Annotated in this window: 11 protein-coding genes; 6 read left to right on the top strand and 5 right to left on the bottom strand. The window is 46.5% G+C overall.

What is annotated here, in order from left to right:
* The first annotated feature begins 14 nt into the window (after positions 1-14).
* Positions 15-500 carry a hotdog fold thioesterase gene (locus NSMM_RS02470; RefSeq protein WP_090284285.1) on the top strand — a complete coding sequence of 162 codons (486 nt, stop codon included), beginning with the start codon at positions 15-17 and terminating at the stop codon, positions 498-500.
* Complete coding sequence (gene hrpA / locus NSMM_RS02465) at positions 501-4,262, top strand: ATP-dependent RNA helicase HrpA (RefSeq protein ID WP_090284283.1); 3,762 nt, start codon at positions 501-503, stop codon at positions 4,260-4,262.
* Between the two features lie 14 nt (positions 4,263-4,276).
* Here hrpA and NSMM_RS02460 read toward each other — a convergent pair whose 3' ends face one another.
* The 5 genes from NSMM_RS02460 to NSMM_RS02440 all read right to left on the bottom strand — a co-directional run bounded on the left by NSMM_RS02460 (position 4,277) and on the right by NSMM_RS02440 (position 9,096).
* On the bottom strand, positions 4,277-5,230 hold the full coding sequence (locus NSMM_RS02460; RefSeq protein ID WP_090284281.1) for a polysaccharide deacetylase family protein: 954 nt from the start codon (positions 5,228-5,230) through the stop codon (positions 4,277-4,279).
* 31 nt (positions 5,231-5,261) lie between these two features.
* Positions 5,262-6,035, bottom strand: coding sequence for a class I SAM-dependent methyltransferase (locus tag NSMM_RS02455; protein ID WP_176753827.1), 774 nt, complete (start codon positions 6,033-6,035; stop codon positions 5,262-5,264).
* Positions 6,036-6,285: 250 nt separating this feature from the next.
* Positions 6,286-7,167, bottom strand: a complete 882-nt coding sequence (locus NSMM_RS02450; RefSeq protein WP_090284277.1) for an ADP-polyphosphate phosphotransferase — start codon at positions 7,165-7,167, stop codon at positions 6,286-6,288.
* A gap of 10 nt (positions 7,168-7,177) precedes the next feature.
* On the bottom strand, positions 7,178-8,347 hold the full coding sequence (locus tag NSMM_RS02445; RefSeq protein ID WP_090284275.1) for a glycerol-3-phosphate dehydrogenase/oxidase: 1,170 nt from the start codon (positions 8,345-8,347) through the stop codon (positions 7,178-7,180).
* On the bottom strand, positions 8,344-9,096 hold the full coding sequence (locus NSMM_RS02440; RefSeq protein ID WP_090284273.1) for a glycerophosphodiester phosphodiesterase family protein: 753 nt from the start codon (positions 9,094-9,096) through the stop codon (positions 8,344-8,346). Before NSMM_RS02440 ends, NSMM_RS02445 begins: the two co-directional genes overlap by 4 nt.
* A 114-nt stretch (positions 9,097-9,210) precedes the next feature.
* On the opposite strand from NSMM_RS02440, the gene NSMM_RS02435 reads away from it, so the two are divergent.
* The 4 genes from NSMM_RS02435 to NSMM_RS02420 all read left to right on the top strand — a co-directional run bounded on the left by NSMM_RS02435 (position 9,211) and on the right by NSMM_RS02420 (position 14,581).
* Positions 9,211-9,834 carry a hypothetical protein gene (locus NSMM_RS02435; protein WP_090284271.1) on the top strand — a complete coding sequence of 208 codons (624 nt, stop codon included), beginning with the start codon at positions 9,211-9,213 and terminating at the stop codon, positions 9,832-9,834.
* 194 nt (positions 9,835-10,028) lie between these two features.
* Entirely contained in the window at positions 10,029-11,027 is a 999-nt protein-coding gene (locus NSMM_RS02430) for a YecA family protein (protein WP_090284338.1), read from the top strand.
* Complete coding sequence (locus NSMM_RS16840; RefSeq protein WP_090284336.1) at positions 11,015-11,152, top strand: helix-turn-helix domain-containing protein; 138 nt, start codon at positions 11,015-11,017, stop codon at positions 11,150-11,152. Before NSMM_RS02430 ends, NSMM_RS16840 begins: the two co-directional genes overlap by 13 nt.
* Before the next feature lie 408 nt (positions 11,153-11,560).
* Positions 11,561-14,581, top strand: a complete 3,021-nt coding sequence (locus tag NSMM_RS02420; protein ID WP_090284269.1) for a hypothetical protein — start codon at positions 11,561-11,563, stop codon at positions 14,579-14,581.
* Positions 14,582-14,724 lie beyond the last annotated feature (143 nt).

Genomic DNA, 14,724 nt, shown 5'->3' with positions numbered 1-14,724 from the left:
AGGGATAACCATGCATGACAGAGAATAGCACTATCTGGTTCAAGGATTACACACTCGAATATCTGGAAGGGCTGCGTAACGCTAACATGGGCGTGCATATTGGCATTCACTTTACCGAAATCGGTCCAGATTTTCTAATAGCAAACATGCCGGTTGATCATCGGACAACGCAGCCATTCGGCATCCTGCATGGTGGCGCCAGCTGTGTCCTGTCTGAAACACTAGGCAGTGTTGCTGCGTGGATGACAATTGACCCTGAAATTCATCGGGCAGTCGGCATTGAGATCAATGCCAATCATGTTCGTGCAGTCACGCAAGGCAATGTCATCGGAATCTGCAAACCGTTGCATGTCGGTAAACGCACTCAAGTCTGGCAAACTGATATTAGTGAAATTGCTACTGGTAAGCGTGTCGCCATTTCCAGATTAACTGTGGCCATTATCGAGCAAGGCTCGCTGAGCACTCAAAAAGAAGCGGTGCATTTAAAAAATAGTGAATGAATGGCCGACAGGTTTTCTGGCCAGACAAGTTTGAACATTTCCCTGCAATCCTCTCCCGCGTTCCACTACCCCCCGGAATTACCTGTCGTAGCTCGACGCGAGGAAATCAGCCGCGCGATTCTGAATCATCAGGTCGTCATTGTTTGCGGCGAAACTGGCTCCGGTAAAACGACACAGCTCCCTAAAATCTGTCTGGAGCTGGGATTTGGCCAGAACGGACTGATTGGTCATACCCAGCCACGCCGACTTGCTGCCAGAACCGTGGCTGCTCGTATTGCCTCCGAGCTCAATAGCCCATTAGGCGCATTGGTGGGTTACAAAGTCCGCTTTTCCGATCAGACCGGCCCGCAGACCCGTATCAAACTGATGACGGATGGCATCTTGCTGGCAGAAACGCAGCAGGATGCCTTATTACAGGCCTATGAAACCATCATCATCGATGAGGCGCATGAGCGTAGCCTCAATATTGATTTTCTGCTTGGTTATCTGCAGCAATTGCTTCCGCAGCGCTCGGAACTCAAAGTGATCATTACCTCGGCAACCATCGATGCGCAGCGCTTTTCCACACATTTTCATCAGGCGCCGGTAATCGAGGTTTCCGGCAGACTTTACCCGGTAGAAATTGTGTATCGCCCGTTCAATCTTGAGCCTGAGGATAGGCGTGATTTGCCGGAAGCGATACGTGATGTGGTCGGTGAAGCCTGCAGAATGGGGGAGGGGGATATTCTCGTTTTTCTACCTGGCGAGCGGGAAATTCGTGAAACTGCTGAATGTCTGCGCAAACATCATTTTGGTTTATCGGGCATCAAACATAGCATTGAGATACTGCCGCTGTTCTCCCGACTTTCTCATAGTGAACAGGTGCGGATTTTCTCAACGGGTGGGCAGCGGCGGGTTGTGCTTGCCACCAATGTTGCCGAGACATCATTGACCGTCCCGGGAATTCGTTTTGTGGTTGATTCTGGGCTCGCGCGTCTCAATCGTTACAGCTATCGCAACAAAGTTGAACAGCTGCTGGTAGAAAAAATTTCGCAGGCATCTGCCAATCAACGTGCCGGTCGTTGCGGACGGGTAATGAATGGTACCTGTTTTCGTCTCTATTCAGCAGAGGATTTTGCTGCCCGCCCACCATTTACCGATCCGGAAATTCTGCGTTCTTCGCTGGCGGGAGTGATTCTGCGCATGCAATCTCTGAGAATCGGTGAGGTGGAGAGTTTTCCGTTCATTCAGCCGCCAGCGCCGCGCATGATCGCTGATGGCTACCAGTTGTTAACCGAGCTGGGAGCAATTGATCAAGACAGAAGCCTGACATCCATTGGCCAGCAGTTGGCCAGATTGCCGCTGGATCCCAAAATCGGACGGATGATTATTGCCGCCCGGCAGGAAAACTGCTTAAGTGAAATGCTCATTATCACTTCAGCATTGAGTGTGCAGGATCCACGTGATCGTCCCTTTGAGCACCAACAAGCAGCCGACCGAGCACATTTGCCATTTCGAGATGAGCGCTCAGATTTTATGGGATTGCTGAAATTATGGGATTTCTTCGATGCACTACTCAAGCATAAAAAATCCAATAAAAAGCTGATTGCGCAGTGCCAGGCGAGCTTTATTTCCTACCGGAGAATGCGTGAATGGCGGGAAATTCATGGTCAACTAACCATTTCGCTGCGGGAAATGGGGTGGCGGCCAAATCAGACCCCAGCTGGCTATGATGAAATACACCGAGCGTTGCTGGCAGGATTGCTGGGTAATATCGGTTTCAAATCCGAGACGAATGGGGACTACTTGGGCGCACGTGGTATCAAATTTACTGTTTTCCCGGGTTCTGTGCTTCGTAAAAATAAAGCTAAATGGATTGTTGCTGCTGAACTGACAGAAACTACGCGGCTTTATGCACGCTGCGTTGCTACGATCGACCCATCGTGGCTGGAAAGAATTGCTGGTCAATTGTGTAAAAAACATCACTTTGATCCCCACTGGGAGAAAAAACGCGCACAGGTAATGGTGTTCGAGCGCGTCACACTCAATGGTCTTACCATTGTGACACAACGCCGGGTTGGCTATGGCGCGATCGATCCTAGACATGCTCGTGAAATCTTTATCCGTGAGGCACTGGTTGTGGGAGAATTTAATGGGTATGCGCCATTCCTGCAGCACAATCAGAAACTGATCGAGGAAATCAAGGGGCTGGAAAGTAAAGCCAGGCGGCAGGATATATTGGTAGATGACACCCAGATTACTGATTTCTACGCAGAGCGCATTCCGGCGGGAATTTACAGCGGTCAATTGTTCGATAAATGGTATAAACAGGCAGAAAGAGATCGACCGGGATTATTACTGCTTACCCGACAAGAGCTGATGCGGACTGCAGTTAATGTTGAAGCAGAGGTGCAATTTCCTGAATCGCTGGTCATAGAATCGCATAACTTGCCACTGCGTTACCGGTTTGACCCAGGGCACCCACTGGATGGCATGACGGTCAGCATTCCAATTGCCTTGTTGAATAAATTTTCTGATGATCAATTCGACTGGCTGGTACCAGGCATGATTCGTGAAAAAATTACCTGGTATCTTAAATTGCTGCCGAAAACCGTTCGTCGCCATTTGATTCCATTGCCGGATTCTGTGACACAATTTTTACTGTCAAGTGACAAACAAGCTGCTAACACTGCACTGACGGCAAGCCTTGCTGATTTTATCTATACTAAAACGGCTATCAGAATTTCACGAGACAGCTGGGAAGATAAGTCACTACCGGCACATTTGCAGATGAATTTCAGCGTGGTGGACGACGTTGGTAACGAATTGGTTGCGGGAAAAAACTTAAGGGAGCTGCAGGCGCAGTTTGGACAAGCCGCACAGCAGGTCTTTGCGCAAACCGCAAACGCAGAGGAAAGTCAGATTGAACGCGATGGCATCACACAATGGGACTTTGAATCATTACCTGCCACGGTTAAGTTTGAACGTGCTGGCGTACCAGTTACGGCTTATCCCGCATTGGTGGACCAGCAGGACAATGTAGCCATTCGTTTGTTCGATACGCGGGAAGCCGCCTGGACCAGCATGCGAGCAGGTGTTCTCAGATTGCTGAAACTTGCACTAAAAAAACAGATCAAGTTATTGGAAAAATATCTGGCAGCGAGACAGCAAACTTTGATGCTGCAACTTGGCAACCTGGTAGCAAAGGAAGTTCTGGGACAGGACATACTGGATGCCATATTAATGTGTGCGTTGTTGGGAGAGGACTCCATACCTTGTACTCGGGAAGAATTTTTTACTCAGGTGGAACGAGCAGGATTACGGTTAGGGACAGTCGCCAATGAACGAATGGAAATACTGGATGCAGTTGCTACAAATTATCAGGTTTGTAAACAGAAGCTTCCTGCTGTTAATGCCGAAATACACGATAGTGTGCTTGCACAGCTTCATCAACTCATTTATCCCGGATTTCTCTGTAAAACATCCTGGTATTACCTGCAGCAATATCCTCGCTACCTGAAAGCCATAGCGATACGTATCGATAAATACCATAAAAATTCAGCCAGAGACCGGGAACACGAGGCAATCATCAGTGCTTTGTGGCAGCAATACAGTCGGTGTCTGCAAAAACATCAACAAGCCGGTGCCCATGATCCTAATCTGGAAACATTTCGCTGGAAAATTGAAGAATTACGCGTTTCCCTGTTTGCACAGGAATTAAAGACACCCGAACCGGTCTCGGTCAAACGGCTGCAAAAATTGTGGGAGGCAGTACGGGTATGAATGATTCGAAAAAACTATACGGTTTGAATTTGCTGATAACTATTGCGCACCATGCGCAATACATATGCCCATTCTTTCTGGTCCCACGGGGTAAAGCGCGGTAGCTGAAACAGATCATCGCCATGACGTGCAGTTCCCCATGCGGTGGAAACTGCCGCTTCAAATCCCAGCTGATTGAGCATTTCTACATGTATCGACAGGTAATCCCTGCCAGGTTTACCGTTCGGGTAAGCAAAGAAACGTATGGGCGTACCAGTAATCGCTTCCAGGCGCGCCTTACCTTCGCCTATTTCAGTGCGAGCGGTGGTTTCATCTGTCGAAGCAAGTATCGGATGATTGACGGTATGCCCTCCAATTTCCATACCATGGTCATGCAGCAATTTAACCTGAGCACTTGTCATCATTAGGTCGTCCGGCAACTCTGCCGCAATTGTCTGTGCCAATTTGTCTACTTTTGATTGCCGAGTGGTTGGTTCCAAATACTTAAGCTGGTCAATGACACTGAAAAGTACCTGGCGACGTTGCTCAAGGGTAGCAACGGTATATTGTTCCAGCCCGATTTCCCGCAAATCGATCGTATCTCCCCTGGCACGCCGGAAAGATTCAATTACCGTATCGTTCCACATCCTGCCACCATCAAGAAAGCCAGTCGCAATAAAAAAAGTAGCGGTAACACCATATTTCTGCAGCAAAGGTAATGCAATTTCAGCATTGTCCGCATAGCCATCATCAAAAGTAATGCAGACCGCGCGTGCGGGCAGGGTAGCTGCTCGTAAATGTGCAACGGCTTCAGAAAGAGAGAGTACATTGAAGTTACGGGTTAAGTAGCATAACTGCTGATCAAAGCTGCTGATATCACCTCTCCCACCCAAAAAATGATCTGCTTCCGGCAGCACCCGATGGTAAATCACAATGGAAAGTTTTGCCCGCTTGCCGGCCGGCAAGCATAATGACGCGATAGTTTTCATGAGATTGGGGAAAATGGAGATTCTTGACGGATTATGCCTGACCGCGTTTGGCGCGAAGTATCAGTGCGTGACTAAATAATACCCCGACTCCCGGTATATGTCGGAATATCCATCTGCTTTCTGCTGTCTCAAGCAGATATTGATACCGGCTCCAGCGGGCGGGTAGCATCGGTAGCCAGAATAATGTTATCTCCGTGAGATGACGCGTTTGCATGATTTGCTTGAGATTAGCGAATGATTCATAGCGCAGATGATGGGGGCGCCTGCCGAGCCAGCGAACAAAACGTTCCCAGGCATGGGGAAGGCACTTGCCGTTTAACGCATCAATCCATATTTCCCCCCCCGGTTTGATGCAGGCAACTAGCTGCGCAATTACGTCATCAGATTGGCTAAGTGCCTGTGTTACACCAAAGCATAATGCACCGTCAAATCTCTCTGGTTTAACCGGTAATTTCGTGACATCCGCTGCACACCAGTGAATTAAATCACCAGTATTTTTCGTGCAGGCTTTTTGTAATGCCGGTAATGAATAGTCCATTCCGATCACCTGCATTCCCTGATCGGCCAAGTGTCTGGAATAAGTGCCTGCACCACAGCCTGCATCAAGCCATAATCCACTTTTGCCATATGAATTTTGTTTCCATAAGCGTACGAAATACCGCAGCCTTGTCTCTAGTCCGGTTGGCGACCAACCGGCTACACCTGCATCATCATCCGATTTGGCAGCGAATTTCTCGAATCTTTTACGCCAGGATTCTTCGAATGGGGATCTGGGGGAAGGATTAGCCATTTTTTGTATCGTCAAATATTCATCTGCCAGACGAAGATAATACCAGTTGAGAGAGTTTTGCAATTCTTGGTGATTTTCTTAACGGCAGAATCATGACCAATGCTAAACCAATTTCAGCATTACCGGAAATAAAGCTGCCTCTTCTTCCGCAAGAGGAATGTCTCTATTTACAAAGTAAAGGCTTTTCTTTGTGTTCCGGGTCATCTCCAAGGTCCGTCGAAACGCCGATGTTATTTCTATGATCTATTCAATTCGCAGGCACACTTCATTTGTCGCTTTTCAAATAAGTCTGCATGCGCGCCAGCTCGGCGCGGCGTACATCTGAAGATTGAGGAAAATCCATCTTCAGGCTTTGCAGGGTTTCGAGCAGGATTGAGGACACAATCAGGCGCGTGTTGCGCTTGTCATCAGCGGGCACGATGAACCATGGAGCGATTTCTGTGCTCGTCGTGCCTATACATTCTCCATAGGCATGCTGATAATCATCCCATTTACGGCGCGCTTCGATATCAGCACCGGTAATTTTCCAGTTTTTCGAAGGTTCATCGATGCGGGCAAGTAGACGTTTACGCTGTTCTTTCTTCGACAGATGCAGAAAAAACTTGATGATACGCGTGCCATTGCGGTGCAGGTAATTTTCCAGATTGACAATATCGCTGAAACGCTCCTGCCAGATATGTTTGGGATCAACGAATTCAGCCGGAATACGCTGTTGTTCGAGAAGTTGAGGTTGGATGCGCACCACGACGACTTCTTCATAATAGGAGCGGTCAAAAATACCGATGCGACCACGTTCCGGTAGCGATTTGTTGGCACGCCACAGAAAATCGTGTTCCAGCGCCTCAGGACCGGGTGCCAGAAAGCTGAGGACCTGACAGCCTTGCGGATTGATACCAGACATGACGTGCTTGATGGCGCTGCCTTTACCAGCGGAATCCATTCCCTGAAAAATCAGTAATACTGCATAACGGTCATGTGCATACAGCACTTCCTGCAATGCACCGATCTTCTGGCGAGATTCATCCAGCAGCGTCAGGTAACTTTCCTTCGACTGATAGAAAGCTGGTACTTCAGTTCGCCATTGTGACAGATCAATTTTGCTATTCGGGTTGACCAGGAATTTGCTGGTATCAATTGTAACTCTCATAGCGCTCTTTTTATTGAAGTTCAAGAGATAATTGAGAAACATCCGCTTTGGCGATTCGTGCTGGCAGTGATGGTTTAATCAGACGCATGACTTTCTGGGCGGTGGCACGGCTGGTAGTCAGTTTTCCGCCATAAATACCGACGACACGCGGATTTAACGACCGGTCACCCTGCAAGTGTATTTCGCGCGAGCGCCGAAAAATTGCACTGCTATCGGCAGGTAAAACGCGCAAACCGGCAAAACGAGACAGCACTGACACGCTGTGTCGCGGGAAGTAGTGCTGGAAACAATCCAGCAAATAACGTTCTTCTATTGCCAATGGTGCAGTGTTATCCGGTGTGCCGTGATAGATGGTTTCGGTAGTACCAAGCAGAATATGGTGCTTCCATGGCAGAGCGAAGATCGCCCGTTGGTCCTGGGGGGATTCCATATAGTAGCAGCCCTGTTTTAGTTCACCATCCAGCACCAGATGCGTGCCTTGTACCAGCTCGACCGGAAAAGGCGCAAGCCTTGGTGAGACTCGTTCTGCAACCTGTTCAACCCAGGGGCCGGCAGCATTGATTAATACACTTGCACTACAGGCGTGAATTTGTCCGTTCTGCCTGAATTCGATGTCGCACTGATCATCGGCAATGACTGCCTGTGTGAATTCAGCCGGACAGATAAGCATGGCGCCAAGTGACTGTGCGGATTGCATGATGGCCTGTGTAAGTGCCTGATCATCGGTTTGCGCATCCCAGTACCGGAAAACATGCTGTAAGCCGTCGGTAGACAGACCATCGAGCGTACCCCATTGCTTGCGGGCGACGGAAGAAAAACCGGAGCCAGTGCCGAATCTTGCAAGCAATGCATATAGACTCAAGCCGAGGCGCAGCATCCATGGGCTACGGGTAGTATGGCGATATACCGGAATATGAAATGGCTGCAACTTGACGAGGGAGGGCGCTAGACGTAACAGATCAGCACGTTCTCTGAGACTTTCAGCAACGAGCTTAAAATGACCACTCTCAAGATAGCGCAGCCCGCCGTGTACCAACTTGCTTGAGCGGCTGGAAGTACCTGCTGCCAACGCGGTTTTTTCCAGAAGCAGAACACTGTATCCCTGTGCAGCAGCAGCCTGTGCAACTGCTACGCCTTGGATACCGCCGCCAATGATGGCTATGTCGTAATATCGATTCATGTTTGATCACGCTTTGAGGATGCTTTACCAAGCATGGCGCCGATATCATCGGTTTCAATCAGCGTGAATCCCGCGTTGGCATGGCGAGCAGCTTCTATCGGGTCGTTGATGCTGTAAATGACCCATTGCCATGGCCCTCTCCACATTTCCTCAATTGTTGCGGCCAGTTTACTGACATCACAAAAAAGAAAATCAGGAGACAGGCGGGACGCAATTACCTGAGTTGTTTCGTCGCGCTGCTCAATCACCCAGCCAATTTTTGGCATACCCATTTTGCGAATCAGTATGAGTGCTTCCGAGTCGAATGAAATCATGGTGCACTGCGATCTCACCGGGTAAACCTCATCAAAAATTGCTGTTACGGTTCGCTGCAATCCAAAGCGCACAATACTCTCTACTTTGATTTCAACAAATGCAAAAACTTGTGGATGGTTTGCCAGATATAAGCAGAAGTCTGCCAGACGAGAAATGGGTTCAGACTTGTTTGCAAACGGCGATAAAGTTGGATAGGGTACTGCCAGGTTTTCAATTTCAGCATTACTTAGCAGCGTCAAATTGATATCCTGGCCGATCAATCGTTGCAGATGGTCGTCATGGCATAAAAAAGGAGTCAGGCTATTGCTGAGCTGGATATCGATTTCAACATGGCGCACACCTGTGCAGATCGCCGCCTCAATTCCTGCCAACGAATTTTCCGGATACAATGCGGGGTAACCCCGATGGGCGATAAAAGTAGGTTTGATCGTCATAAAAGTAATGAATAATTATCTGATATCACTAAAGTCTACTCCTGCTTTCGCAGGAACGCGACTTGTCATATGCCCGAATCAGGAGAACCCTGACTGGATATAACTGGAGATAATATGCGTAGACCCCTAATCAGTTTTTCCCTGCTATTACCATGTTTGCTGGTGGCCATCCTCTTTGTACCGTACACCATGAATCTCATCGCGCATGCCTGGTTTGGTGATAAACAATTTAACTCACTCGTCATGACAAAACTGCCGGTGGATGGCTCGGTTGTGAGTCTGCCTGCCGAAATCAAGCAATATGAGCCCTTCACTATTACCCTGCAGCTGGATACGGACAAACTCGCGCAACGTATTAACAGGATTGTGGATAAATCACCTGCCGGGGTATCAATACAGCACATAGAAGGGAGAGTGTATCCAGAAATGCAGGCAGAGCTGACGACAGCACTGCTGTCATTTGAGCCACATGGCCCACAGCCACAGATTTATACCAGCTATGATGAAACCAGCTGGGCGTGGAGCGTTACACCAAATGAATCCGGACGCCACACAATATCGATAAAACTGCATCTTCAAACGGAAAATGAGGGTCAAACAGGAGCAAAAATTGTCGATCTTGCTGAAATCCAGATTTTTGCACAGAAGAACCCGGCAGAATGGATGCGGCGTTATGGTAACTGGCTAATCGTGATACTACTGATAGCAGCCGGCTTCTGGTGGAAATTCAGAAGATGAGAGCATTTCCGTTTTTGAAAATATGATTTGATTTTATTCAATATTTTGGTTTTGCTCGTTAAATAACAGGCGATATCTTAATAGACTCAATAAATTAGCGTATGAATGCCCGTCAAAAACGCCGCCTTGCCCACCAAACTGCCCATCACTTGCCCTTGGCTATTAACCAATCTTAGCAGTTAGCATTGGAAAAAATGAAACCTGGCCGGAACGATCCTTGCCCCTGTGGCAGTGATAAAAAATACAAACATTGTTGTATTGACAGCGTTTCAAAACAGCACGCTGAAGTGTTCGATGAGATTGCACAAATCGTGGCAATGAACCCCAATCTGACCCTTGATGAACTCAACTTGGTTGCTGAGCAGCAGATGCACGAGCGTAATACTCAGCCTGACCCCGATTTTTGTGGCCTTTCGTCAACCCAAATGGCCAACTGGCTGTATGCGCCGTTCAATGAATTGGCTTGGGTAACAATCAGCATACCGGACAACTTATCAAGCAGTCCCGTCATGCGTTATTTAGCGTTAATTCTTGATGAAGCCATGCAGCAGGAGGGTTCATTTAAAGCAACCAGTGGAGGTAACTTACCGGCAAAGCTGGTGAAACAAGCCTGTGATTTGTTGCCTGAATTTGCGGTGGCTGAATATGAGACTATGCCCAGCATCAGTGAGTATATGGGCAGTAATGAGGATAGATTTAACGCACTGCACTACACCCGTATCCTGGCGGAAATTGCCGGCATTATTTGCCACAGAAGTGGCCGTTTTCATATTAAAAAAGAGGCGCAAAAGCAGTTTCAAACTCATGGCGTTAAAGCCTTTTTCCTGCCCATGTTAGATGCGGCAATTACCAAGTATAACTGGGGTTACCTCGATGGCTGGGAAGACGATGTTGATTTACGCACATACTGGCTGTTTATGCTATGGCGACTGCAAAGCCATAGCTCAGTTGATCAATTGATTGAAGAGGTTGCTACCGCATTCCCTGATTTAGTTCGCCAGTACCCAAGTAGCGAATACCGTACACCGCAAGAGCAACTCGGCATGCGCATTGAGTCACGCTTTATAGAACGTTTTTTACAGTTCTGGGGATTTGTTACGGTTGATCCGAGGCGGATGTTTGCTGGAGAGCGTGTACCGAGGAAGGTAGACATACAGCCGCTGCTGATGCAAACCTTCCGATTCGGAATTTAACGGGCGCTACTCTGTTTGCTCTAATTTTCTGGATACCAAAAAAGGTAAACCTGGAAGCGCTGGATAAACTGTGCGAGTTATTTAACTGTCCGCTGAGCGATTTGCTTGAGCACATTCCTGATTAAAAATATTACAAAGGAATGTTATGAAGTTTAACAAAGATTCTCGCGTCAAAATCCCCACCATTTTGTATTTAATGCGTTTGAGACAGAGCCCTATATAAGGCAGAAGTCATACGGCATCGTGCTCCATGGCGCAACATCAATGAAGTGGAATTTGCCACCCTGAAGTGGGTTTGACTGGTTAAACAATGGCAGGCTGCTGGAGCTGATTGAAAATATCCCACCAACAAAATTGAAGTGGCATATTATTGCTAATTGGGGGAGTCAGCTGATAACGCTTACTCAAACTAAAAAATCTCCGGAAAAACCGGGCCAAGCTCACTACATTGATTTTGTTATGCTTGGTGGATTAATGGTCGTCTGATCACGCCGCCGTGCCCAATATCTGGCGATACTCAGGAGCTATACAAAATGATGCCTCCAATAAAAGAGCCTGACCTAGCCCTCGCGGGAGTGGCTTTGCTCGTTATGTTTACATTTTTGATGTGGCATGACAGCCCAATCAAGAACTCACGCCCTCTTGATCCATACGTCCAACATCAAGACCCACGTATTACCGGGTACGGTTATGAAAGCTGGCTATGGCAGGATCCTTTCGAGTACGATTTAAATTCTTGTACACAAGGTGATCAATCTTCTACTACATGCGTTAGTGACAAAGCAGAAGATATGCAAAATGGAGAAACAGTCAAAAAAGATTACGTAACAATATTGGCTCCGGTGTTAAAAGCTCCCAATACATTGGAAAATAAGGAAATTAGAACCAGGTATCGTTACGCAGTCATTGCAGGACTAATAGAATCAGGCTATCGCCCTCGCGAACCAAACCGTTTGCATTTCTTCTCTAGTCAAAAGAATAGTAGCGGTAATCAAAAGAATGTTAGTGGTAATGAATATGATGCGCGCTGGGAACGTTTCTATAAGGAATCTAAACCAGATATTGTTGTTGTCTGGATGAATAGCGAGATATTTACTAATAAGGATAAGCTCACTTATGTGTCAGAGAATCTACGAAAATTTATAGATAAAAGTAATAAGGTCTATATTTATGATCTGAACAACATCATTTATCAGAAGCAGATAAAAGCACCAGTAGCATTCATTAATAATATCTCTTTTGTCCCATATCTCAACAGCGACGAAGCACTTGGAGCACTTACTGAAAATCTAACTCAAAATCTAGCTAAGGAACTCAATCTACGTAATATCTTCAGATCATCTGAAGTCGGTATTATTACAGAACAAGGTTCAGAAGATGCACGCAATTTGGCGAACAACTTCCTTGAACATATAAGTAAGCATTTCGTCGAGCGCTCCTCTTGCCATATACCTGTTATGAATGCGCGGTTACCTGTTATGAATGCGCAGCCACCTGTTATGAATGCGCAGCCACCTCCTTGTAAAATAAGCGAAATAATAAGCGAAATAAAAAACGTTTTCTATCTAAAAGGTCTGGATGCCAACCAGACAATAATTGATAAACAAGATAAAAATGGGGATTATCAAGCAGCCAGCAAACAAGCTGAACGCCGTGCTGTTATCGATCTACATAATCCATCGCCATTACCCGTTGGCCCAAGTCAAGTGGATTACTTGCATCGATTGGCAAAGGAAATTAAAAATTCTCATAATGACATAAATATAGACAAGCGCGATAGCGGGATAAAGGCTGTAGGCATTTTTGGCAGCGATTTTAATGACAAACTGCGAATCCTTGAAGCATTGCGGGCAAAAATGCCTGAGATTCTGGTTTTTACAACCGATCTGGATGCGCAAATGTTTTCTCCGCAGCATTGGCAAGCGGTCAGAAACCTAGTGGTCGCCTCACACTTCAATCTGCGGCTTGGTCCAAAATATCAGGAACATTTTCCGGGCTTTCGGGATAGCCAACAGACCAACATTTTTTACCATACTATCAAGCTCTTCAAGGATGATGTTAAAAACGATGACAAAAAACCTGAACCTAAAATTTTTGAAATCGGTCGTAACGGTCCTGTTCTTCTGGCGCAAGAGAAAGATGAGCAGAAGAAAGATGACGAAAGTTCTATTGACCCTCTCGATAATGCTCAGGAACAAGCCACAGAGCAACTAGGGCTGCTGGGTGGGATTACCCTTGTTCTTATCTTTTTTCTTTGGCAAGTACGTCCCAATTCCAATTATTTAATTGGATGGTTGTTCTTTGGTTCGCTCATAATATTTCCCATCGCTTACGCTGCTACTATAGATACGTTAGGAGAGCCGCTCAGTTTTAAGGATGGCATCAGTCTTTGGCCTACCGTATTCATACAAATCATTGCGACCTTGCTGGCATGCGCATTTATCTTTTCTACGAAACGTATTCTTGAGGACAATTCTAAATACATAAATAGACAATACTTTGATACTGTTTCAAATACAGTGGACGGGGGGGTAGCTTGGTGGCCTAGCCTGATTTTTATACTATCTGGTTTCTTTTATGCAAAAAATGACGTATCTCCATCAGAACTTCAGCTCGACGCTTGCCTCGGGGTTCTTTTGCTTCTTACCATCCCCTATTTAGTGACATCTGAGGATGAAAAAGGAAATTTTCGAGATATCAAAAATTGGGCAGAAAGAAATCCTAATATCCTTGGGTTAAAGGACCTATGGCAGGAATATTGTGCCTACGGCCAATTCGAGCACCGTGCATATCGTGTTGTCGCAATATGGCTATGCTTTGCAATTATTGAAACCCTCCTTATTTACTTACTGCCGCCCTGGCCATCACCATGCCGGGGCGACACTTGTGACTGGGCTGCCTGGGTAGGGGTAATTAGTTTTGTAGTGATCATGATACTGCTCTTTTTTATACTGGATGCTGTGAGGCTGAACTATTTCTGGATTCAAAAGCTGCGTACGAAGCATCCCCTGCTCGTTGATAAAACTACACTAAAAAAAGAGGATGACTTAAAGACATTTGATGACGCAAGAATAAATAAAGTTGATTCACTTAGGTCACTCGAACAGATTATCGACCTGGTCGCAGGAAGAACGTTGAAAGTCGACAGGCTTATTTATTTTCCGATGCTTTGTATTATGTTGATGTTATTTGCCAGAACTGCATATTTTGATAATCAGGAGTTCCCGCTTAGCAAGGGCATCACCTTTGCTGCAAGCATCTCATTACTCTTTTTTGCAGGTTTTATGCTTCGAAATGAGGCAGGACACCTTAAGCGTTCCGTCATTAAGTGCGCCGAAAACCTGGGTAAAGATTGTTTTTCTTGCAAGACAGAAGTCGATGCAGCTATTAATAGGGCAAAAAAAACAGAAGTCGATGAAGTTATTAATAGGATAAACAACGTCAATAAGGGTGCTTTTGAACCCATGTTCGAGCAACCTGTCATGCGCGCAACTTTAATAATATTGGCATCTATTGGTATTTTCGCTGCCAAATATCTAAAGTTATTTGAATAATCCGTTGGCATCTAATAGCGATATAAATCGCTCAGGATGGTGACCTTTCTACAGCGAATTTTTACCTCATTGGTTCATGTCCATGCTGGGCGTGCACAAATCGTTGCAGCGGACAGCTGCCAGCTTGTTTGGATGGGGGGAAT

It is taken from the genome of Nitrosomonas mobilis, assembly GCF_900103035.1.
Taxonomy (GTDB): domain Bacteria; phylum Pseudomonadota; class Gammaproteobacteria; order Burkholderiales; family Nitrosomonadaceae; genus Nitrosomonas; species Nitrosomonas mobilis.
Note: the sequence above shows the minus strand (reverse complement) of the source record. Positions and strands in the feature narration are given on the sequence as shown.

Bases quoted from the DNA above. Each gene is read 5' to 3' on its own strand.
- NSMM_RS02470 (WP_090284285.1), top strand. From the start codon at position 15: ATGACAGAGAATAGCACTATCTGGTTCAAGGATTACACACTCGAATAT.
- NSMM_RS02450 (WP_090284277.1), bottom strand. From the start codon at position 7,167: ATGAGAGTTACAATTGATACCAGCAAATTCCTGGTCAACCCGAATAGC.
- hrpA (WP_090284283.1), top strand. From the start codon at position 501: ATGGCCGACAGGTTTTCTGGCCAGACAAGTTTGAACATTTCCCTGCAA.
- NSMM_RS02440 (WP_090284273.1), bottom strand. From the start codon at position 9,096: ATGACGATCAAACCTACTTTTATCGCCCATCGGGGTTACCCCGCATTG.
- NSMM_RS02420 (WP_090284269.1), top strand. From the start codon at position 11,561: ATGATGCCTCCAATAAAAGAGCCTGACCTAGCCCTCGCGGGAGTGGCT.
- NSMM_RS02430 (WP_090284338.1), top strand. From the start codon at position 10,029: ATGAAACCTGGCCGGAACGATCCTTGCCCCTGTGGCAGTGATAAAAAA.
- NSMM_RS02445 (WP_090284275.1), bottom strand. From the start codon at position 8,347: ATGAATCGATATTACGACATAGCCATCATTGGCGGCGGTATCCAAGGC.
- NSMM_RS02435 (WP_090284271.1), top strand. From the start codon at position 9,211: ATGCGTAGACCCCTAATCAGTTTTTCCCTGCTATTACCATGTTTGCTG.
- NSMM_RS02460 (WP_090284281.1), bottom strand. From the start codon at position 5,230: ATGAAAACTATCGCGTCATTATGCTTGCCGGCCGGCAAGCGGGCAAAA.